Annotated in this window: 22 protein-coding genes; 9 read left to right on the top strand and 13 right to left on the bottom strand. The window is 67.3% G+C overall.

Going from position 1 to position 20,581, the window contains the following annotated elements; all coding sequences use genetic code 11:
- Nucleotide 1 precedes the first annotated feature (1 nt).
- Nucleotides 2-1,393 (bottom strand): serine hydrolase domain-containing protein, encoded by a 1,392-nt coding sequence (locus BW41_RS02145; RefSeq protein WP_200870324.1) that lies wholly within the window; start codon nucleotides 1,391-1,393, stop codon nucleotides 2-4.
- Nucleotides 1,394-1,760: 367 nt separating this feature from the next.
- Nucleotides 1,761-3,086 carry a 30S ribosomal protein S12 methylthiotransferase RimO gene (gene rimO / locus BW41_RS02150; protein WP_037530958.1) on the bottom strand — a complete coding sequence of 442 codons (1,326 nt, stop codon included), beginning with the start codon at nucleotides 3,084-3,086 and terminating at the stop codon, nucleotides 1,761-1,763.
- A gap of 136 nt (nucleotides 3,087-3,222) precedes the next feature.
- Here rimO and BW41_RS02155 point away from each other — a divergent pair, with 136 nt between their 5' ends.
- A complete protein-coding gene (locus tag BW41_RS02155; protein WP_081792845.1) occupies nucleotides 3,223-4,308 on the top strand; it encodes an anhydro-N-acetylmuramic acid kinase in 1,086 nt (361 codons plus the stop codon).
- 3 nt (nucleotides 4,309-4,311) lie between these two features.
- Here the strand turns inward: BW41_RS02155 and BW41_RS02160 are convergent, their stop codons facing one another.
- The 6 genes from BW41_RS02160 to BW41_RS02185 all read right to left on the bottom strand — a co-directional run bounded on the left by BW41_RS02160 (nucleotide 4,312) and on the right by BW41_RS02185 (nucleotide 8,397).
- Nucleotides 4,312-4,557, bottom strand: a complete 246-nt coding sequence (locus tag BW41_RS02160) for a hypothetical protein (RefSeq protein ID WP_037530964.1) — start codon at nucleotides 4,555-4,557, stop codon at nucleotides 4,312-4,314.
- 54 nt (nucleotides 4,558-4,611) lie between these two features.
- Nucleotides 4,612-4,896, bottom strand: coding sequence for a hypothetical protein (locus BW41_RS02165; protein ID WP_152542066.1), 285 nt, complete (start codon nucleotides 4,894-4,896; stop codon nucleotides 4,612-4,614).
- Between the two features lie 50 nt (nucleotides 4,897-4,946).
- Nucleotides 4,947-6,125: a vWA domain-containing protein gene (locus BW41_RS02170; RefSeq protein WP_037530973.1), complete on the bottom strand. Its 1,179-nt coding sequence runs from the start codon at nucleotides 6,123-6,125 to the stop codon at nucleotides 4,947-4,949.
- A 44-nt stretch (nucleotides 6,126-6,169) separates the two neighbouring features.
- Nucleotides 6,170-6,721, bottom strand: coding sequence for a CHAP domain-containing protein (locus tag BW41_RS02175; protein ID WP_037530975.1), 552 nt, complete (start codon nucleotides 6,719-6,721; stop codon nucleotides 6,170-6,172).
- 102 nt (nucleotides 6,722-6,823) lie between these two features.
- Nucleotides 6,824-7,669: an AAA family ATPase gene (locus BW41_RS02180; RefSeq protein WP_037530976.1), complete on the bottom strand. Its 846-nt coding sequence runs from the start codon at nucleotides 7,667-7,669 to the stop codon at nucleotides 6,824-6,826.
- 71 nt (nucleotides 7,670-7,740) lie between these two features.
- Complete coding sequence (locus tag BW41_RS02185) at nucleotides 7,741-8,397, bottom strand: DUF6975 family protein (RefSeq protein ID WP_037530978.1); 657 nt, start codon at nucleotides 8,395-8,397, stop codon at nucleotides 7,741-7,743.
- A gap of 181 nt (nucleotides 8,398-8,578) precedes the next feature.
- Here BW41_RS02185 and BW41_RS02190 point away from each other — a divergent pair, with 181 nt between their 5' ends.
- The 5 genes from BW41_RS02190 (at nucleotide 8,579) to BW41_RS02210 (ending at nucleotide 13,293) form a co-directional block, all read left to right on the top strand.
- Nucleotides 8,579-10,834, top strand: a complete 2,256-nt coding sequence (locus BW41_RS02190) for a S9 family peptidase (protein ID WP_081792846.1) — start codon at nucleotides 8,579-8,581, stop codon at nucleotides 10,832-10,834.
- A 57-nt stretch (nucleotides 10,835-10,891) separates the two neighbouring features.
- Nucleotides 10,892-11,608 (top strand): MgtC/SapB family protein, encoded by a 717-nt coding sequence (locus BW41_RS02195; RefSeq protein ID WP_037530982.1) that lies wholly within the window; start codon nucleotides 10,892-10,894, stop codon nucleotides 11,606-11,608.
- Between the two features lie 62 nt (nucleotides 11,609-11,670).
- Nucleotides 11,671-12,699, top strand: a complete 1,029-nt coding sequence (locus tag BW41_RS02200; RefSeq protein WP_037530985.1) for an aspartate-semialdehyde dehydrogenase — start codon at nucleotides 11,671-11,673, stop codon at nucleotides 12,697-12,699.
- Between the two features lie 31 nt (nucleotides 12,700-12,730).
- The gene (locus BW41_RS20290) at nucleotides 12,731-12,982 is read left to right on the top strand and encodes a FitA-like ribbon-helix-helix domain-containing protein (protein WP_081792847.1); all 252 of its coding nucleotides are present in this window, start codon (nucleotides 12,731-12,733) and stop codon (nucleotides 12,980-12,982) included.
- On the top strand, nucleotides 12,979-13,293 hold the full coding sequence (locus BW41_RS02210) for a type II toxin-antitoxin system VapC family toxin (protein WP_051583190.1): 315 nt from the start codon (nucleotides 12,979-12,981) through the stop codon (nucleotides 13,291-13,293). The genes BW41_RS20290 and BW41_RS02210 overlap by 4 nt, the downstream gene beginning before the upstream one ends.
- A 100-nt stretch (nucleotides 13,294-13,393) precedes the next feature.
- Here BW41_RS02210 and BW41_RS02215 read toward each other — a convergent pair whose 3' ends face one another.
- Together BW41_RS02215 and BW41_RS02220 are read right to left on the bottom strand one after the other, a co-directional pair.
- Nucleotides 13,394-14,020 (bottom strand): YitT family protein, encoded by a 627-nt coding sequence (locus BW41_RS02215; RefSeq protein ID WP_037530989.1) that lies wholly within the window; start codon nucleotides 14,018-14,020, stop codon nucleotides 13,394-13,396.
- Between the two features lie 101 nt (nucleotides 14,021-14,121).
- Nucleotides 14,122-14,394, bottom strand: a complete 273-nt coding sequence (locus BW41_RS02220; protein WP_235199465.1) for a hypothetical protein — start codon at nucleotides 14,392-14,394, stop codon at nucleotides 14,122-14,124.
- 183 nt (nucleotides 14,395-14,577) lie between these two features.
- Here BW41_RS02220 and BW41_RS02225 point away from each other — a divergent pair, with 183 nt between their 5' ends.
- Entirely contained in the window at nucleotides 14,578-15,354 is a 777-nt protein-coding gene (locus BW41_RS02225; protein WP_037530992.1) for an alpha/beta fold hydrolase, read from the top strand.
- Between the two features lie 169 nt (nucleotides 15,355-15,523).
- Here the strand turns inward: BW41_RS02225 and BW41_RS02230 are convergent, their stop codons facing one another.
- The 3 genes from BW41_RS02230 to BW41_RS02240 form a co-directional block, all read right to left on the bottom strand.
- Nucleotides 15,524-16,063 (bottom strand): hypothetical protein, encoded by a 540-nt coding sequence (locus BW41_RS02230; RefSeq protein ID WP_037530995.1) that lies wholly within the window; start codon nucleotides 16,061-16,063, stop codon nucleotides 15,524-15,526.
- A 71-nt stretch (nucleotides 16,064-16,134) separates the two neighbouring features.
- The gene (locus BW41_RS02235; RefSeq protein ID WP_037530997.1) at nucleotides 16,135-17,571 is read right to left on the bottom strand and encodes an AMP nucleosidase; all 1,437 of its coding nucleotides are present in this window, start codon (nucleotides 17,569-17,571) and stop codon (nucleotides 16,135-16,137) included.
- A 247-nt stretch (nucleotides 17,572-17,818) separates the two neighbouring features.
- Nucleotides 17,819-18,298 (bottom strand): peroxiredoxin, encoded by a 480-nt coding sequence (locus BW41_RS02240; RefSeq protein ID WP_037530998.1) that lies wholly within the window; start codon nucleotides 18,296-18,298, stop codon nucleotides 17,819-17,821.
- A gap of 122 nt (nucleotides 18,299-18,420) precedes the next feature.
- Here BW41_RS02240 and BW41_RS02245 point away from each other — a divergent pair, with 122 nt between their 5' ends.
- Together BW41_RS02245 and ahcY are read left to right on the top strand one after the other, a co-directional pair.
- Nucleotides 18,421-18,981, top strand: a complete 561-nt coding sequence (locus BW41_RS02245; protein ID WP_037531000.1) for a YqgE/AlgH family protein — start codon at nucleotides 18,421-18,423, stop codon at nucleotides 18,979-18,981.
- Nucleotides 18,982-19,078: 97 nt separating this feature from the next.
- Nucleotides 19,079-20,515: an adenosylhomocysteinase gene (gene ahcY, locus BW41_RS02250; protein ID WP_037531002.1), complete on the top strand. Its 1,437-nt coding sequence runs from the start codon at nucleotides 19,079-19,081 to the stop codon at nucleotides 20,513-20,515.
- Nucleotides 20,516-20,581: the final 66 nt, after the last annotated feature.

Below are 20,581 nucleotides of genomic sequence, written 5' to 3' on the forward strand. Positions count from 1 at the left end.
GTCAATTCACCGGGCTGACGAGGAATTGCTCGTAGCGTTCCGCGCCGTCGGGTTCGGCGAAGGTGCCGATCGACAGCTTCCGGTCGGGGTAGGTGACGGTGTAGCGGCGCTGGACAAAGCCGCCGCGCAGCCGCTTCGGTCCGGCGAGCGCGAAGCCGGTCGGCTCGCCCAGCGCCGACAGGCTGGTGCGATAGTCGGCGATCACCTGCGGGGTGAAATAATAAGCGGCATCGGCGGTGAGCAGCCTCCGGTCGAGTGTGCCGTTGCGCAGCGAATCGAACATCGCGCGGGCGGCGCGGGTCTTCGCCGCCTCGGCTGCGTCGGCGCCGGCGGGCAGGACGACCTTGGCGATCCCCTGAGCGATCGCGACGAAGGCATCGCCGAAATCGGCATTGGTCAGCACGACGATCGCCGCCTTTTGCTCCGGATAGACGATGTTCTCGGACAGGAAGCCGACCGCTTCGCCGCTATGTTCGACGACCGGCTGGCCGTCGTGTTTGGCGAGCGTGACGCCGAAGCCGTAATTGGTCGTGCTGCCGTCGCTGAGCAGCACCGGCGTCTCCTGCGCTACCCAGTCGTCCGCGGGCAGCAGGCTGCGGTTGATCCGCGCGACGTCCCATTTGGCGAGATCGCCCGCGCTCATCGACAGTTCGCCGGCGGCGAACAGCCAGCCCGCCGCGGGCGGCGGCGCGGCGCGCACCGGCCCCAAGGCGTTGCGGTGATAGCCGATCGGGAAGCGGCCGCCGATCGCCTTGTCCTGATCGATCGCGGTGATTTCGAGCGGCTTGAAGATGCGGCGCTGGAGGAAGGTCATCAGCGGCTCGCCCGCCGCCTTCTCCGCGATCAGCCCGGCGACGACATAGCCGGTGTTGGAATATTGCCATTGCGTGCCCGGCGCGAAGTCGAGCGGCTTCTTCGCCCAGCGATCGACGATCGCCTGCGGCGTGGTCGGCGTCTCCATCGCCGGGAAGCTATAGTCCTGCGGCCAGTAATCCTGCAGCCCGGCGGTGTGGCTGAGCAACTGGCGGATGGTGATCCGGTCGCCACCGCTGATCCCGGGCAGCCATTTGGCGACGGTGTCGTTCATCGACAGCTTGCCGTCGTCCTCGAGCAGCAGCAGCGCGGCGGCGGTGAATTGCTTGGAGATGGAGGCGATCTGATAGGGCGCATCGGTGCGCGCCGGGGTCGAGCCGGCCTGCGTGCCATAGGCCTTGACCAGCACGATCCGCCCGCCACGCACGATCGCGACCTGCGCCGAGGGCGTGCCGGTCGCGGCGAGCCCGTCGGCGACGACCTTGTCGACCGCGGTCGCCTCGGCGGGAGTGAGCGACTGGGCGAGAGCGGCAGGCGCGGCGGTGAGCGCCAGCGTGGCGGCGACGGTTCGGAACAGCATCGTGACTAGCTGCCATATCGGTCGGCGGTCACGAAAGTGAAATCGGTGTCAGCGACAGGACTCCACCATGTGTTTGTTCGATCGACTTGCTAGCCTCTGGCGAAGTCCGCGGCCGGCGTCGCGGACTTTCTCTCGAAGGCTCGTCCGCGTACCGACCGCGTCCGGCTCACGCGAAGGCCCAAGGCCGCGACGGCAATATGGTCATGCGGAGGTGCGGAGGCGCGCAGAAGATGCGTCAGCGCCAGCAGATCTTCCTCTTGCCTGACGATGATCGGGAGCTCGCCACCAAAATATCGCCGCGCCGCCGCGTGAACCCACCTCTTCGCGTCACGCGGGCATCTTGGAACGCGCGAACTTCCGCCAGCCGCTACGCCGGCACGCCGTACAGATCATGTTCGTCGGCATCCTCGATCGCGACGGGCACGATGTCGCCGACCGAAAGGTGCGCGGCATCGCGCAGGAAGACCTGGCCGTCGATCTCGGGCGCGTCGGTTTGGCTGCGGCCGGTCGCGCCCTCGTCGCCGACCTCGTCGATGATGACGGGCAGCGTGCGGCCGATCTTGGCGGCGAGCTTGGCGGCGCTGATCGCGGCGGTCTTCGCCATGATCCGCTGATAGCGCTCCTCCTTGACCGCCTCGGGCACCGGATCGGGCAGCAGGTTGGCGGCGGCGCCCTCGACGGGTTCGAAGCGGAACGCGCCGACCCGGTCGAGCTGCGCCTCGTCGAGCCAGTCGAGCAGATACTGGAAATCCGCCTCGGTCTCGCCGGGGAAGCCGACGACGAAGGTCGAGCGGATCGCGATGTCGGGGCAGATCGCGCGCCACTGGTGGATGCGGCTGAGCACCTTGGCGTCGTTGCCCGGGCGCTTCATCGCTTTCAGGACCGACGGCGCGGCATGCTGGAACGGGATGTCGAGATAGGGGAGCACCAGCCCGTCGGCCATCAGCGGGATGACCTGATCGACGTGCGGATAGGGATAGACGTAATGCAGCCGCACCCAGGGCGCGATCTTGCCGAGTTCGCGCGCGAGGTCGGTCATGTGCGGCACGACCTCCTGCCCCTTCCACAGCCGCGGCTCCTTGCGGATGTCGATGCCATAGGCGCTGGTATCCTGGCTGATCACCAGCAGTTCGCGCGTCCCCGCCGCGACCAGCTTTTCCGCCTCGCGCAGGATCGCGTCGGGGCGGCGGCTGACGAGATCGCCGCGCAGGCTGGGGATGATGCAGAAGGAGCAACGGTGGTTGCAGCCTTCCGAAATCTTCAGATAGCTATAGTGGCGCGGCGTCAGCTTGAGCCCGGCATCGGGGATCAGATCGATATAGGGCGACAGGTTGGCGGGGGCGGCATCATGCACCGCCTCGACCACCTGCTCATATTGATGCGCGCCAGTGACCGCGAGCACCTGCGGGAAGCGCGCGCGGATGACCTCCGCCTCCTTGCCCATGCAGCCGGTGACGATGACGCGGCCGTTCTCGGCGATCGCCTCGCCGATCGCCTCAAGGCTTTCCTCCTTCGCCGAATCGAGAAAGCCGCAGGTGTTGACCAGCACGACGTCGGCGCCGGCATAGTCGGCGGACATCTGATAGCCGTCGGCGCGCAGCTGGGTGAGGATACGTTCGCTGTCGACCAAATTCTTGGGACAGCCGAGCGACACCATGCCGACGCGCGGCGGAGAGGGGAGACGAGTTGCCATGAGAGACCCGTCTATAGCGCTTCCGTCGCGAATTTTCCAGACGGTGCCTTGGGACGTGCGGTTCGTCGCATCGGCGGGTCCGCGTCGCTCGACAGCGGCGGGGGCAGGCGGCACAGCGGCGTGACGGGAGGGCCATATGCTGGCGATAGGCTTGATGTCGGGAACGTCGCTCGACGGGATCGACGCTGCGTTGATCGAAACGGACGGCGAGGGGATGGTGCGTCCGATCGCCTTCCGCGGCGAAGCTTATTCGGATGCGGCGCGCGCGCAGCTCGCCGCGGCGACGACGCTGGCGCTGACCTTCGACCGGCCGCGCGCCAGCCCCGATCTGGTCGCGGCGGGCGAGCTGATCGACCGTACCCACGCCTTCGCGGTGCACAAGCTGCTGCGCGAGGCGGGGGTCGAGGCGGCGGCGGTCGAGGTAATCGGCTATCACGGCCAGACGGTCGCACACCGCCCCGATCGCGGCTGGACGTGGCAGGTCGGCGACGGCGCGGTGCTCGCCCGCGCGACCGGGATCACCGTGGTCAGCGACTTCCGCAGCGCCGACGTCGCGGCGGGCGGGCAGGGCGCGCCGCTGCTGCCGGTCTATCACGCCGCCCTGGTCGCGGCGCTGGAGCGGCCGGTGGCGGTGCTCAATCTCGGCGGGGTCGGCAATATCACCTATGTCGGCGCGGACGGCGCGCTGGTCGCCTTCGACACCGGTCCGGCGAACGGCCTGATCGACAGCTGGGTCGAGGCGGAGACGGGCGCGCGCTTCGACGCCGACGGCGCGCTCGCTGCGGCGGGGCGGGGCGACGAAGCGGTGCTGACCGGCATGCTCGATCACCCCTTCTTCGATCTCGCCCCGCCCAAGAGCCTCGACCGCAACGACTTCACCATCCAGCCGGCGCGCGGCCTGGCGGCGGCGGACGGGGCGGCGACGCTGACCGCCTTTACCGCGGCGAGCGTCACCGAGGCGATCGACCGGCTGCCGGCGCGGCCGAAGCGGCTGATCGTCGCGGGCGGCGGGCGGCACAATCCGGTGCTGCTGCGGATGATCGGCGACCGCTGCGGGCTTCGGCCGGAGCCGAGCGATGCGCTCGGCTGGAACGGCGATGCGATGGAGGCGGAAGGCTTTGCCTATATGGCGGTGCGGACGCTGCGCGGATTGCCGATCAGCTTCCCCGGCACGACCGGTGCCGCCGCACCGCTGGCGGGTGGCGTGATCAGCCGGCCGTGACCCTCATTCGTGCGTCAGGCGCGGTTGTACGCTGACCGGGCGCGGGCACCCGTCGACCTGGCGCAGCACGGTATAGATGGGTTTGGCGGGAGGCAGGTCGCCGAGCTTGTGGAGACCGGGCGTGGTCGCTCCCGCGATCCGGCGCACCTGCGGCTGCTCGCATCGCGACGCCGGCGGCTTGGGCTTCGGCGACGGCTGCCCCAGCGTGACAGCCGGTACGAGAGCGATGAGCAACATCATCACGGACATGATCGGTCTCCCCTCTGGACCCTCTTTATCGCAGACGTCTTGGCCCCGCCAGCGTCAGGCGAGCGGCGCGGTCCCATGGTCGTGGCGATAGGGGTTGAAGGGCCGGGGGTAGCCATGGGCATGGCCCAGCGCCCGATAGGTCGACACCGCGTGCGGCAGCAGGATCGAGCCATGATGGCCGAGGGCATGCAGCCCGAGCCTTTTGGGGGCGGTGAGCGGTCGCAGCCCGTGCTGTTCCCGAATGTGCGCCAGACCATAAGCCGACCGCGCCCGATGCGAGGCGCCGCTCGCCTTGGTCGGGCCGGAGATCGCAGCAACGCCATAGGACGGATCACGCATGACCATTCTCCCGCTGTTGCTTCTTTATAGCAAGAGCGGCGCGGGAAAGGTCACCGCTTGCGCGTCAATTCGCGCATCCCGGCATCGAGCCCGGCGAGCGTCAGCGGGAACATCCGCCCGCCGACCAGCTCGCGCATCAGCCGGATCGACGGCGTATAGCCCCATTGCGGTTCGGGCAGGGGATTGAGCCAGATCGCCGACGGATAGGTGCCGGTCAGCCGCTCCATCCACACCGCGCCCGCCTCGTCATTGTTATGCTCGACCGAGCCGCCGGCATGGGTGATCTCATAGGGACTCATCGCCGCATCGCCGACGAAGACGATCTTATAGTCCGGGCCGAAGCGGTGCAGCACCTCGACGGTCGGCGTGCGCTCGGTGAAGCGGCGGCGGTTGTCCTTCCACAGGCCCTCGTAAGGACAATTGTGGAAGTAGAAGAAGTCGAGCGTCTTGAACTCGGCGGTCGCGGCGCTGAACAGCTCCTCGCAGATGCGCACCCAGGGGTCCATCGAGCCGCCGACGTCGAGGAAGAGCAGCAGCTTGACTGCGTTGCGCCGCTCGGGCCGCATCCGCACGTCGAGCCAGCCCTGCCGTGCGGTGCCGTCGATCGTCCCCTGGATGTCGAGCTCGTCGGCGGCGCCCTCGCGCGCGAACCGCCGCAGCCGGCGCAGCGCGACCTTGATGTTGCGCGTGCCGAGCTCGACGTCGGCGTCGAGATTGCGGAAGTCGCGCTGCTCCCACACCTTGATCGCGCGGCCGTGGCGGCTCTCGCCGCCGATGCGGACGCCTTCGGGATTATAGCCGGCATTGCCGAACGGGCTGGTGCCGCCGGTGCCGATCCATTTGCTGCCGCCCTGGTGGCGGCCGTGCTGCTCGGCGAGCCGCTCGCGCAGCGCCGCCATGATCTCGTCCCAGGAGCCGAGCGCTTGGATCCGCGCCATCTCCTCCGCGTCGAGATAGCGTGCCGCCACCGCTTCGAGCCATTCGGCAGGCAGATCCTGCGGCGCGACGCCCGCGTCGCTGACGACGCCGTGGAAGACCTTGCCGAACACCCGATCGAACCGGTCGAGCAGCGCCTCGTCCTTCACATAGGTCGCGCGGGCGAGGTAATAGAAGGCCTCGGGCGTCGACTCGATCACCGCGGCATCGAGCGCCTCGAGCAGCACGAGATGCTCCTTGAGGCTTGCGGCAATGCCGGCGGCGCGGAGTTCGTCGAGGAAGAGCAGGAACATCGGGGCACGCTACGCCGCTTCGCGCGGGCACGACAGCCCCCGGCTCAGCGCGGCGCGTAGGCGTCGATCAGCGCGCCGACATAATCGGGGTTGCGGGCGGTGAGCTGTTTCGACGGATGGCCGCCGTAGATGAAACCCTTGACCGGATAGATGCCGCCGCCGAGCCCGTCATTGTCGCGATACCAGACCTTGACCTGACTCCAGTCATTGTGCGGCGAGACGTCGTAGAGCGTGACGTCCTGTTCGGCATGGCCGCGCTCGCCGTTCTGGCGCGACCAATTGGCGTGGGTGAGCATCAGCACGCGCTGTTCGACGACGCGGCTGACCACCGCGACATGGCCGAGCGGCAGCCGGCCGGTCTTGGCGAAGACGATCACCGACCCCTCGCGCGGGCGATGGCCCCGGTCATAGCGTCCCCCGGCCTGCTCCCACCACGTCCAGGCATCGCCGTAGATCTCGATGCCCGAGGCGGCGCGGGCGAAGGGCACGCATTGGCCGACATAGTCGAGCAGCCCCGAGGCGGCGAGCGGCGCGGTAAAACTTGCCGCCTGACCGGCAAGGCACGTGATCACGAATCTGGCAAGAAGGCCTCGCATTCCGCTGGCTTAGGGCGGTGCGGATGACTGCGAGATTGGCAGCTATGGTTAATTGCCGGGCCACCCGGCAAAAACTTGCCGGTCGTTGCGAGGCTGAAACGATCAGCGCTGCCGCTTCGCCATGAAGGCGAGCCGTTCGAACAGCATGATGTCCTGTTCGTTCTTGAGCAGCGCGCCGTGCAGCGGCGGGATCGCCTTGGTCGGATCGCGGTTTTGCAGCACGTCGAGCGGCATGTCCTCGTGCAGCAGCAGTTTGAGCCAATCGAGCAATTCGCTGGTGCTCGGCTTCTTCTTGAGGCCGGGGACGTCGCGCACCTCGTAGAAGATGTCCATCGCGCGGCGGACGAGCATCGCCTGGATGCCGGGGAAATGCACGTCGATGATCCGCTGCATCGTCTCACGATCGGGGAAGCGGATGTAATGAAAGAAGCAGCGGCGCAGGAAGGCGTCGGGCAGCTCCTTTTCATTGTTGCTGGTGATCACGACGATCGGGCGCTCGACGGCGCGGATCGTCTCCTTGGTCTCGTAGACGTGGAACTCCATCCGGTCGAGTTCCTGCAACAGGTCGTTGGGAAACTCGATATCGGCCTTGTCGATCTCGTCGATCAGCAGCACCGGCGGGGTCGGGCGGGTGAAGGCTTCCCACAATTTGCCGCGGCGGATGTAATTGGCGATGTCGTGGACGCGCGGGTCGCCGAGCTGACCGTCGCGCAGCCGCGCCACCGCATCATATTCGTACAGGCCCTGCTGCGCCTTGGTGGTCGACTTGACGTTCCACTCGATCAGCTCGGCCCCCGCGGCGCGCGCGATCTCCTGCGCGAGCACGGTCTTGCCGGTGCCTGGCTCGCCCTTGACCAGCAACGGCCGGCGCAGCGTCACCGCGGCGTTGACCGCGACCTTGAGATCCTCGGTCGCGACATAGCTTTGCGTGCCTTCGAAGCGCTTCATGCCGGTTCCCGCAGCTGGTGGAGGCAACGGTGGTAGGCGCAACCCGCGCGATCAGGCAAGTCGCGCGGGGATCACCCCTGGCGGGCGCTGGCGCGTGCTTCGAGCAGATCCCACAAGGCGCGATGCTGGGCGAGCAACTGTTCCGCACCGAAGCGCACCGCGCGCTCGGTCGCCGGGGTGCCGCCGAGCCGCGTCACGCTCGCCGCGGTTTCGGACAGGCTCGGAAAGGCCGCCGGCACGGGGTCGACGCCGAACCGGTCGGCGGCGTGATCGAGCATCAGCCGGATCGCGGTCCAGTCCTGCACCAGCGCCGCCACCGCGCCGGTGGCGCAGCCGCGCCGTTCGGAGCGGGCGAGCGTCTCGAGCGCATGGCGGCTGGCGATCAGCGCCGCTTCGGTGTCCGACTGGCCGGGGGTCGACGGGGTCGGGCCGGCAGCGGCGGCGAGCCGGGCGATATAGGCGCGTTCGAGCACGAAGCCGTCGGCGACCGCCGACAGCCAGTCGCAGGCATCGGGCTGGACGCAATGGGTGCGCGCCTCGACCGCGAGGCCGGGGGGATCGCCATGAACCGCGCACAGCGCATGCACCGCATCCGACAGGTCGCGCGACGCCGCCGCGGGAGAAAGGAGCATCGACAGGTGCGGATGCGCGACGCTGCCGTCCGTCGCGCCGATCCGCGTGACCAGATCCCATGCACCCGCAGGCCAATGCTGTTGCGCCGTATCCAATCCGATATCCCGCGTTACGCGCCGTCCCGCCGATCCGGTCCGACCTGGTCCTTGTCTACCCACTAACTATACAGAAGCACGTAAAGACAGGGTTTATGGGGCGGTAACCCTGTCGTAATCGATCTTTACGCCGGCCGGCCGTGCCGTAAGAACGCCAATGTGTTGATTTTGGAGAAGGTGGATGCGCGGATGGATTTTGGCCCTGGCGCTCGCTTCGGCGGGGACTTTCGCCTTGTCGGCTGAGGCCGGGGCGCAGACGGCGGCGAATCAGGCGCCGGCGCAGGGCGAATCATTGACGCTGGCGCGCGTGTTCGGCAGCCCCGACCTGTCGGGATCGCAGCCGCGCGGCGTGCGGCTGTCGCCCGACGGCAGCCTGCTCACCTTCCTGCGCCCGCGCGCCGACGAGAAGGAGCGCACCGACCTGTGGGCGCGCGACACGCGCACCGGCGCGGAACGGATGCTGGTCGACAGCAAGACGGTCGGCAGCGGCGCCGAGCTCAGCGAGGCCGAGAAGATGCAGCGCGAGCGGGCGCGGATCGGCGGCAGCAAGGGCATCGTCGCCTATGACTTCGCGCCCGACGGCCGCTCGATCCTGGTGCCGCTCGACGGCGATCTCTACCTTGCGACGCTCGACGGCGCGGTGCGGCGGCTAACGCAGACGCCCGGTGGTGAGCTCAATCCGATCGTCTCGCCCAAGGGCCATTACGTCAGCTTCGTCCGCGACCAGAACCTCTTCGCGCAGCCGCTCGCCGGCGGTGACGCGCATGCGGTGACGAAGGGCGGCGGCGGCACGATCCATTTCGGCGAGGCGGAGTTCGTCGCGCAGGAGGAAATGCATCGCACCACCGGCTATTGGTGGTCGCCCGACGAACGCTTCATCGCGGTCGAGAAGTTCGACGAGGCGCCGGTCCACGTCTTCACCCGCGCGTCGATCGGCGCGGCGGGGACCAAGACCTATGAACAGCGCTATCCCGCCGCGGGCACGCCCAACGTCCTAGTCGAGCTCTACGTGATGCGGCCCGACGGATCGGGGCAGGTCAAGGTCGACCTCGGCAGCGATCCCGACATCTACCTCGCCCGCGTCGACTGGACGCCCGACGGCAAGACGCTGCTGGTGCAGCGCGAGAGCCGCGACCAGAAGACGCTCGACATGCTCCGCGTCGATCCCGAGACGGGCAAGGCGAGCGTGCTGTTCACCGAAAAGGCGGGCGCGAAGAGCTGGCTCAACCTCAGCGACGATTATCAGCCGATGAAGGACGGCAGTCTGATCTGGCGGTCCGAGCGCGACGGCTATGGCCACCTCTACCGGCGCGCGCCGTCGGGGCAGTGGACGCAGCTGACCAAGGGGCCGTGGGTGGTGACGGGGCTGGTCGGCATCGACGAGGCCAAGGGACGGATCTATTTCACCGGGCTCAAGGACGACGTGCTCGAACAGCATGTCTATGCGGTCGATATCGCCAAGCCCAACGTCCTCACCCGGCTGACCGAGCGCGGCTGGACCAACACTGCGACGATGGACAAGGCGGCAAGCCGGCTGATCGTGTCGCGCTCCAACCCGAAGCAGCCGACGCAGGTCTATCTCGCCGACACCGCGGGGCAGCGGCTGGCGTGGATCAACGAGAATGCGCTGGTCGCCGGTCACCCCTATTTCCCGTTCCTGGCGCAGCATCAGCCGACCAAATTCGGTACGATCAAGGCGGCCGACGGCTCGACGCTCTATTGGGAAATGATCACGCCGCCGCTCGTCGCCGGCAAGACCTATCCCGTGTTCTTCGAACATTACGGCGGCCCGGGCACCGGCCAGCAGGTGACGCGCGGCTGGCAGGGCGCGCTGCCGCAATATCTGGTCAGCCAGGGCTGGGTCTATTTCAAGATCGACAATCGCGGCTCGTACAATCGCGGCAAGGCGTTCGAGGACCAGATCTATCACGCGATGGGGACGGTCGAGGTCGAGGATCAGCTCGCCGGCGCGAACTATCTGAAGTCGCTGCCGTTCGTCGACGGGCGGCGGATCGCCACTTATGGCTGGTCGTATGGCGGCTATATGTCGCTCAAGATGCTGGAGAAAACCCCCGGCGTCTATGCCGCGGCGGTGAGCGGCGCGCCAGTCACCGACTGGCAGCTCTACGACACCCATTATACCGAACGTTATCTCGGCGATCCCGCCAAGGACCCGCAGAGCTATGCCGGATCGGCGGCGGTCGAAGCGGCATCGACGATCCGCGATCCGCTGCTGCTGATCCACGGCATGGCCGACGACAACGTCTTCCTCGACAATTCGACCAAGGTCGCCGCGCGCATGCAGGCCACCGCGACCCCGTTCGAGATGATGTTCTACCCCGGTTATACCCATCGCGTCGCCGGACCGGGGGTGAGCCAGCATCTCTGGGGAACGATCCTCGAATTCCTCGACCGCAATGTGAAGAACAGGAAATAGCCGACAGGACAGGATCGGGACGCTGATTTCGTCACATCGCCGCCTTATGCGGCGGCGATGCGCTTCCTGACCCTGTTCCACCTCTGGCCGTTCCTCGACACGGTCGTCAGCCTGCTCACCGCCTTCGTGCTCGGCACGGCGATCGGGGCGGAGCGGCAATATCGCCAGCGCACCGCCGGGCTGCGCACCAATGCGCTGGTCGCGATCGGGTCGGCGGCATTCGTCGATCTCGGGCAGCGGCTCGGCGGCGACGTCGAGTCGATCCGGGTGATCGCCTATGTCGTGTCGGGGATCGGCTTCCTCGGCGCCGGGGTGATCATGAAGGAGGGGATGAACGTCCGCGGCCTCAACACCGCGGCGACGCTCTGGTGTTCGGCCGCGGTTGGCGCGATCGCCGGGTCCGACATGGTGGCGGAGGCGGTGCTGCTCACCGTCGTCGTGCTCGCCGCCAACACCCTGCTGCGGCCGCTGGTCGACGCGATCAACCGCGTGCCGCTCGCCGGCCATGCGGTCGAGGCGACCTATACGGTGACGATCACCGTCGATCCGGCGCAGGCGGGGCCACTCGGCGACATGCTCGTCGCGCATCTCGAGGCGGCGTCGCTGCCGGTCGCCGAACTGGCGACCGAGCCGCTCGGCGACGATCGCGTCGCGGTGACGGCGACACTGGTCAGCACCAACGTTCCCGATACCGAACTCGACGCGCTCGCCGATCATCTCGCCCGCGTCCACGGTATCGCCCATGCCACCTGGCAGCTGAGCACGCACGATTAGCAAAGCCGATGGACGCGGCGACGCAAGCGTATTAGGCGACGCGGCAACGCAGCGGAGGGTTTATGGGTTATCGGGTGGTGGTCGCGGGCGCGACGGGCAATGTCGGGCGCGAGATGGTCAACATCCTCGCCGAACGCGAATTTCCCCTCGACGAGATCGCGGTGCTGGCGTCGAGCCGCAGCCAGGGCGAGCAGATCGAATATGGCGACACCGGCAAGATGCTCAAGGTGCAGAACATCGAGCATTTCGATCCGGCCGGCTGGGACATGGCGCTGTTCGCGATCGGCAGCGACGCGACCAAGGTCTATGCCCCCAAATTCGCCGCCGCGGGCTGCACGGTGATCGACAATTCGTCGCTCTACCGGATGGACCCCGACGTGCCGCTGATCGTGCCGGAGGTGAATGCCGCGGCGATCGACGGCTATCGCGCCAAGAACATCATCGCCAACCCCAATTGCTCGACCGCGCAGATGGTGGTGGCGCTCAAGCCGCTCCACGATGCCGCCAAGATCACCCGCGTCGTCGTCTCGACCTATCAGTCGGTGTCGGGCGCCGGCAAGATCGGCATGGACGAACTTTTCGAACAGAGCCGCAACATCTTCGTCGGCGACAGTGCCGAGGCGAAGAAGTTCACCAAGCAGATCGCCTTCAACGTCATTCCGCACATCGACAGCTTCCTCGACGACGGTTCGACCAAGGAAGAGTGGAAGATGGTGGTCGAAACCAAGAAGATCCTCGACGCCAAGATCAAGGTGACCGCGACCTGCGTGCGCGTGCCGGTGTTCGTCGGCCATTCGGAATCGATCAACATCGCCTTCGAGCGGGAATTGTCGGCCGAGGACGCCAAGCGCATCCTGCGCGAGGCGCCGGGTGTGATGCTGATCGATAAGCATGAGGACGGCGGCTATATCACCCCGATCGAGGCCGCCGGCGACGACGCCACCTATGTCAGCCGCGTCCGCGAGGACCCGACGATCGAGAACGGCCTCAATCTGTGGTGCGTCAGCGACAATCTGCGCAAGGGCGCGGCGCTCAACGCGGTGCAGATCGCCGAGCTGCTCGGCCGGCGGCATCTCAAGAAGGCGGGTTGAGGGCGAACGGGCGTGGTGGTGTCATGTCCATATGGGACAGGTGCTCATCCGTGATCTCGACGATGCTCTGCTGCAGGATTATCAGGAGGCGGCCGACGGTAATGGCCGTTCTCTCGAAGCCGAGTTGCGGGATGCGTTGCGCCGGTTGAGGCCGGTGAACGATCACGACCGTCGCGATCTCCAGGCTCGACTTGCCGCTATTCGAGCGATGACCCCCAATGTCGCCCAAACTCCGGCGGAGGTGCTGGTACGCGAGGATCGAGAGGGCTTTCGCAGCGCGTGACCTGGATCGTCGAAACCAGCGTCGCCGTCAAATGGGTGGTTGCCGAAGACGGCGCCGACCTTGCGGCACCATTCCTTTCCGGTGACGTCGTTGCGCCTGACCTGCTACGCCAGGAACTTGCCAATGCCTTGTGGAAAAAGGTACGGCGAGACGAGATTGGCAAGCAACAGGCGCAATTGGGATATGGCGCCATCATCGACGCCCTCCGGTTCTTCCCACCGGTCATCTTGCCGTGCGGGCCTTCGATATCGCGCTGCAGATCGGGCAGCCCGTATAGGATTGCCTCTATCTCGCACTCGCCGAGTCATTAGATTTGATGATCCTGACGGTGGATTACAAGCTGATCCTCGCGTGTGGGCACACCGACTTCGCCGGCCTGCTGATCTCCCTGGAAGACGCCGCCCGTCTGCCTCAATGACCGATATACCGCCCCGGCCGGTGCCAGGCGATCAGGATCAGGCTCATCGCGGCGGCGCTGACCGCCGACCAGCCGAGTTGCGTCAACGTCAGCATCGGCGCGGAGACGGCGAGGATCACCACGTCGATCGCGATCTGCGAACGGCCGGCATTCCAGCCGTGTTTGCGCTGCAGCCATAAGGTGATGACACCGGTACCGCCGACGCCGGCCTGATGGCGGGCGAGCGACAGGATGCCCATGCCGATCACCGTGCCGCCGACGAGCGCGGCGAAGGCGGGATGGATGTCGAGGATATGCACCGACACCCGCGCGAGCGTCGACAAGGCGGCGATGCCGCCGTTGACGATCGCCGACTTGACCGCGAACCGCGCGCCCATCACCCGATGCGCGAAGGCGAAGAAGGGGATGTTGATCAGCGTGAACAGCACGCCCGCGGGCAGCGGGATCGAATAGGAGAGCAACAGCGCGATGCCGGCGACGCCGCCGGTGACGAGCCCCGCCGCCTTGAGGAAGATCAGGCCGACGACGATGAGGATGCAGCCGATCAGCAGCGCATAGCCGTCCTCGGCAAGACTATGCGGGCGGCCGGGCGGATCGGCGGGACGGGCGGAAGACGGCATCGGACCTCATCAGGACGGGTCAGGCGCCTCTCCCGGGCGATGCCGCTCGTCGTGGCGGCATCGCGGTCTATACAGCAAGGATCGTCCGGCGAAAGCCGTGCTCAGCCGAGGCGGCGATGCTTGCCGCCATACCGATGGCCGACATATTCGCCGATCCGCGCCATCTCGCGCGCCGCGCCACGCGTCGCCTCGGTGCAGCAGGGCAGGGGATCGCGCTCGGCTTGCGCCGCCCGCATCGCGACGCGATCGGTCAGCTCCTCGATATCGGCGCGGCTGAGCAGGTTTTTCTCGCGCAACAGGCACAGCAGGCTCTGCAGGATCACCAGGCTCTCGTCGCCCGCGGGATGCACGCCGCCGACCGGCATATTGTCCATGATCGCTCTCCTTATGCTTTGAAGAAAGAGTATGCCTCTTTCGCAGACTTGCAAAGGCTCATTTTCGACGGTCCGTCCCGTCGCTTCCGGGCTCGTCGGCCGGGCGTACGGACAGACGAGGCTGGACATGGCCGCCGTGATGGCGGACGGAGCGCTCCCCATCGCAGCATCAGGATCGACGTCGTGGCCGCAGTCCCCACCGAACCGCAGTATTTCGCGAGCTTCGACGGCACGCGTATCGCCTGGCGGGAGCTCGGCACGGGGCAGCCGGTGATACTGATTCACGGCTATTTCTCGACCGCCGAGGTCAATTGGATCAAATATGGCCATGCCGCCAAGCTCGCCGCGCGCGGCTTTCGGGTGATCATGCCCGATCTGCGCGGCCATGGCCTCAGCGACCGGCCGCATGACGTAGCCGCTTACCCGCCGGATGCGCTGATGCGCGACGGCATGGCGCTGGTCGCGCATCTCGCGCTGACCGATTACGATCTCGGCGGCTATTCGCTCGGCGGGCGGACGACGATGCGGATGCTGGTCAACGGCGCGACGCCGCGGCGCGCGGTGCTCGCCGGCATGGGGCTGACCGGCATCCTCACCACCGCCGGGCGCGGCGATTATTTCCGCAAGGTGCTGACCAACCTCGGCAACTTCGAACGCGGCAGCAACGAGTGGATGACCGAGGCGTTTCTCAAGACGACCAAGGGCGATCCGGTCGCGCTGCTCCACGTGCTGGAGACGTTCGTCGACACGCCGATCGAGGCGGTCGAGGCGGTGGCGGTGCCGACCGCGGTCATCACCGGCGCGGAGGATGACGACAATGGATCGGGGGCGGCGCTGGCGGCGGCGATCCCGCAGGCCGTTTTCCAGGAAATCCCCGGCGGTCATATGAGCGCCGTCGCCAAGCCGGAACTGGGCGATGCGATCGCCGCCTTCTTCGCCGGCGATCACGCCCCGCAGTAAGGCGGCCGCCCGCTCATCGCTCTGGCGAGGGTTGGAGCGTCGATGAGGTTCGCGCGGAGGCGCGGAGGGTGATGGGCGGCGTCCGTCGCTCCGAAACCATCGCCCTAGGCGGGGCCGTCCGACCTTCTGCCCGCGGTGTTCGCGCCGCGATGCAGAAGGCCGCTCGCTATCACAGCTTGTCGGGGATAGTGTTCTCGTCGGCGATCCCGGCTTCGAACGATCCGGACGCATCCTCGCCGGCGGGGCTATGCGCCTTGGCCGATTTGGGGGTGCTGCCGCGCAGCGAGAGCAAGGCTGCGGCGGCGACCGCGCCGACCGTCGCAACACCGGCGCCGATCGCGGCGATGCCCCATTTGTTCGTCTCGCCGCTCTTCTTGGCGGCCGGCTTGCCCGCCTTCTTCGCGCCGGCCCGCGGCGTCGACCGTTGGGTCGAGCGCGGCTTGACCGACTTGGCCGCGGCGGCGACCGCGCTCTCCGCCTTGCCGGCGACCGCCTTGGCGCGGCGCGTGGTCGCGGCCGCGGCATCGCTGACCGCCTCTTCGACCTTGGCGACCGTCGACGGCGCCTCCGGCTTGGCGCGCGGGCGGCGTGGCTTGGCGGGGGCCTTGGCGGCGGTGGCGCGGGTCGTCGTGGTCTTGCGCGGCGCGCGACGACGCGGCGTTACCGCAGGCGTGTCGGTCTTCGGCGAGTCGTCGGTGTCATCGGCCACGGCGGGACCTCCCTGATTGATTCGGAAGCGAAACGCATTGGAACCCGATGGTTTCCGCCCGGCCTGTACGATCAGCGGAACGGCGGTTCGTCAAAGGCGCGCAGCTTGCGGCTGTGCAGCTTGGCGCCCTCGCGCCGGAGCTGCTCGCACGTCTCGATGCCGATCCGCATATGTTCGCTGATCGCGCGCTCGTAGAAGCGGTTCGCCTGCCCCGGCAGCTTGAGCTCGCCGTGCAGCGGCTTGTCGGAGACGCACAGCAACGTCCCATAGGGGACGCGGAAGCGATAACCCTGCGCCGCGATCGTCGCCGACTCCATGTCGATCCCGACCGCGCGGCTGAGCGAGAAGCGCAGGGCGGAGGCCGAATAGCGCAACTCCCAGTTGCGATCGTCGGTGGTGACGATCGTGCCGGTGCGCAGCCGGCGCTTGAGTTCGTCGCCGGTCTGGCCGCTGACGATCTCGGAGGCGCGGGCGAGCGCCTGCTGGACCTCGGCGATCGCCGGCACCGGAATTTCGGGCGGCAGCACGTCGTCGAGGACATGGTCGTCGCGCAGATAGGCATGGGCGAGGACATAGTCGCCGATCCGCTGCGACGGGCGCAGGCCGCCGCAATGGCCGATCATCAGCCACGCCTCGGGCCGCATCACCGCGAGGTGATCGCAGATCGTCTTGGCGTTGGACGGCCCGACGCCGATGTTGACCAGCGTGATGCCGGTGCGGTCGTCCGCCATCAGATGATAGGCCGGCATCTGATGCCGCCGCCACGCACTGTCGTTGACGAGCTTGTCGACGTCGCCCGGCTGGTCGATGACGATATTGCCCGCGCCGGACAGCGCGGTGAAACGGCTGTCCGGCCCGAGCTGCGACGCACCCCAGCGGACGAATTCATCGACATAGCGATGGTAGTTGGTGAACAGCACGAAGCGCTGCGTATGCTCCGACGGCGTGCCCATATAATGGCGCAGCCGCGCGAGGCTGAAGTCGGTGCGCAGCGCGTCGAACAGCGCCAGCGGACGGGTGCCGCCCGTCTCGATCCACAGGCCGTCGGCGATCTCGTCGCCGATATGCGCGAGCTCGGTGGCGGGGAAGTGGCGCGACAGCTCGGTCGCCGACACGGTATCGAGGCTCAGCGCGTGGCCGGGATCGAGCACGTAGGGAAAGGGGATTTCCTGCCGCCCCGGCACCGCCTCGACCTCGACGTCATAATCCTCGATCAGCAGGGTCAGCTGTTCGGTCAGATAATCGGCGAACAGCGCCGGCTTGGTGACGCTGATCGTATAATCGCCGGGCGAGACCAGCCGCCCGAACGAGCGCAGCGGCGTCGGCCGGTCGCCGACGCTGCGGTAGCGCAGATGGATGACGGGATAGGCGAAGGAGCCGTCGATCCGGCTTTCGGGCGACGGCGGCGTGCCGTCGGTCAGATAGGCGTTGAGCGCTGCCTGCAACCGCTCGACGGAGGCGCGGTAGAGCTGGTCGAGGTCGGCAACGATACGGGATGCGAGTGTCATCCCGGATGGTTACGCAAAGGTGGTGACGGTGGCAAGACAGTGGCGGGGACGGTGCCGCGGCGTGGCGGGTGCAGCCCCGGTGCCACCTGTCGATGCGGACCTATTCGTGAGCTGAGGAATGGCCGTCATGTCTCTGCGCAGGCGCACCACCCCGGCTCTCGCCGGGACGGTCACACCTTTTGCAGCGCCCGGGGCGCGATCCGACCCCGCCGACGATCGCGTCCCGATCGATCGGGCCTCGACGCCCTCACATCGTCTCGAGCAGATGCTCCGCGCTGCTCACCTTGAACTCGCCAGGGGCTTCGACGTGGAGCTGCTTCACGACGCCGTTCTCGACCAGCATCGCATAGCGCTGGCTGCGCTTGCCCATGCCGAACTTGCTGCCGTCCATCGTCAGCCCGAGTGCCTCGGCGAAGTCGCCGTTGCCGTCGGCGAGCATCGTGATCCCCTCGGCGCCGGAGGCCTTCGCCCAGGCGGCCATCACGAACGGATCGTTGACCGAGATGCAGGCGATCTCGTCCACGCCCTTGGCGGCGAGCGCGTCGCGCTTCTCGACGAAGCCGGGCAGGTGCTTGGCCGAGCAGGTCGGGGTGAAGGCGCCCGGCACCGCGAACAGCGCGACGGTGCGGCCATCGAAAAAAGCGTTGGTGGTGACCTGGTCGGGGCCATCCGCGGTGACCTTGGTCAGGGTGGCGGCAGGAAGCGTATCGCCGACGGTGATCGTCATCTTGGGTCTCCGAAGCTCGGTGCAGGTGGCCGCCGGACGGCGTCACGAAAATCGCAGGTCGCACCCGCAGCGTGCGAATTCAAGCGTGGCAGAAGCGGGCGCGGGGCTTATGTTCGACGGCGATGCAACAACGACGCTTTTTGTCCGGTCAGTTCCTGCTCGCGATGCCCGGCATGCGCGATCCCAGCTTCGATCATGCGGTGATCGCGATCTGCGCGCATGATGCGGAGGGCGCGGTCGGCATCGGCATCGGCGCGACGATCGAGGGATTGGGGCTGCACGACCTGCTCGACCAGTTCGATATCGCGCACGGCGCCGCGCCGGACGTGCCGATCCATTTCGGCGGCCCGGTCGATCCGCGCCGCGGCTTCGTCGTCCATTCGGGCGAATGGAGCGGGCAGGATACGATCGACGTCGCCGGTCGCTGGTCGATGACCAGCACGGTCGACGTGCTGCGCGCGATCGCCGAGGGCAGCGGCCCGGCGCGCTTCGTCGTCGCGCTCGGCTATGCCGGCTGGGGCGACGGGCAGCTCGAGGGCGAACTGACCGGCCCGGGCTGGTTCCACGTCGCCGGAGACACCGATCTGCTGTTCGACACGCGGCCCGACCGGCGCTGGACCGCGGCGTTCGAGGCGGCGGGGATCGACCCGCGGCTGCTCGTCCCGGATGCCGGCACCGCCTGACCGTCGGGGTCGCACGAGATATAAAGATATCTTTATATTTGATCCACGGCACGCAACCGGCTAAGGCGCGCCATCCACTTCTTCAGGAGCATGCCACGTGGCTACTGCGCTCGCGCCCAATGCTGGGACCGGCTCGACCAACGATTACGTCATCAAGGACCTCAGCCTTGCTGATTTCGGCCGCGCCGAGATCAAGATCGCCGAGACCGAGATGCCGGGCCTGATGGCGCTGCGTGACGAGTTCGGCGCGTCGCAGCCGCTCAAGGGCGCGCGCATCACCGGCTCGCTGCACATGACGATCCAGACCGCGGTGCTGATCGAGACGCTGACCGCGCTCGGCGCCGACGTCCGCTGGGCGACCTGCAACATCTTCTCGACGCAGGACCATGCCGCCGCCGCGATCGCCGCGACCGGCGTGCCGGTGTTCGCGGTGAAGGGCGAGAGCCTGGCCGACTATTGGGATTATGTCGGCGACATCTTCTCCTGGGACCGCGACGTCGAGGGCCAGACCGCCAACATCATCCTCGACGACGGTGGCGACGCCACCATGTTCGCGCTGTGGGGCGCGAAGATCGAGGCCGGCGCGACGCTGCCCGAGCCCGAGAATGAGGAGGAAGTCGAATTCCAGCGCGCGCTCAAGGCGTTCCTCGCCAAGAAGCCGGGCTATCTGACCGAGACGGTCAAGAACCTGAAGGGCGTGTCGGAAGAGACGACGACCGGCGTCCACCGCCTGTACGAGATCGCCAAGAAGGGCGAGCTGCCGTTCCCGGCGATCAACGTCAACGATTCGGTCACCAAGTCGAAGTTCGACAACCTTTACGGCTGCAAGGAATCGCTGGTCGACGCGATCCGTCGCGCCACCGACGTGATGCTCGCCGGCAAGGTCGCGGCCGTCGCCGGTTTCGGTGACGTCGGCAAGGGCTCGGCGCAGTCGCTGCGTAATGGCGGCGCGCGCGTCATGGTCACCGAGATCGATCCGATCTGCGCGCTGCAGGCGGCGATGGAGGGCTTCGAGGTCGTGACGATGGACGAGGCGGTGAAGCGCGCCGACATCTTCGTCACCGCGACCGGCAATGCCGACGTCATCACCGCCGATCACATGAAGGCGATGAAGCCGATGTCGATCGTCTGCAACATCGGCCATTTCGACAGCGAGATCCAGATCGCCGCGCTGTCGAACTACAAGTGGTCGGAAGTGAAGCCGGGCACCGACCTCGTCGAATTCCCCGACGGCAAGCAGATCATCGTCCTCGCCAAGGGCCGTCTGGTCAATCTCGGCTGCGCAACCGGCCACCCGTCGTTCGTCATGTCGGCGTCGTTCACCAACCAGACGCTCGCGCAGATCGAGCTGTGGACCAAGGGCGAGAATTACAAGAACGAGGTCTACGTCCTGCCCAAGCATCTCGACGAGAAGGTGGCGGCGCTCCACCTTGAGAAGCTCGGCGTGCAGCTGTCGAAGCTGAGCGAGAAGCAGGCGAGCTATATCGGCGTGCCGGTCGAAGGGCCGTTCAAGCCGGATCATTACCGCTATTGATCGCATCGCGATCGTGGTGACGGGGAGGGCGGTGCCGCGAGGCGCCGCCCTTTCTCGTTTCCTCCC

Origin of the sequence: Sphingomonas sp. RIT328, from assembly GCF_000632225.1 — a bacterium.
GTDB classification, from domain to species: Bacteria; Pseudomonadota; Alphaproteobacteria; order Sphingomonadales; family Sphingomonadaceae; genus Sphingomonas; species Sphingomonas kyungheensis.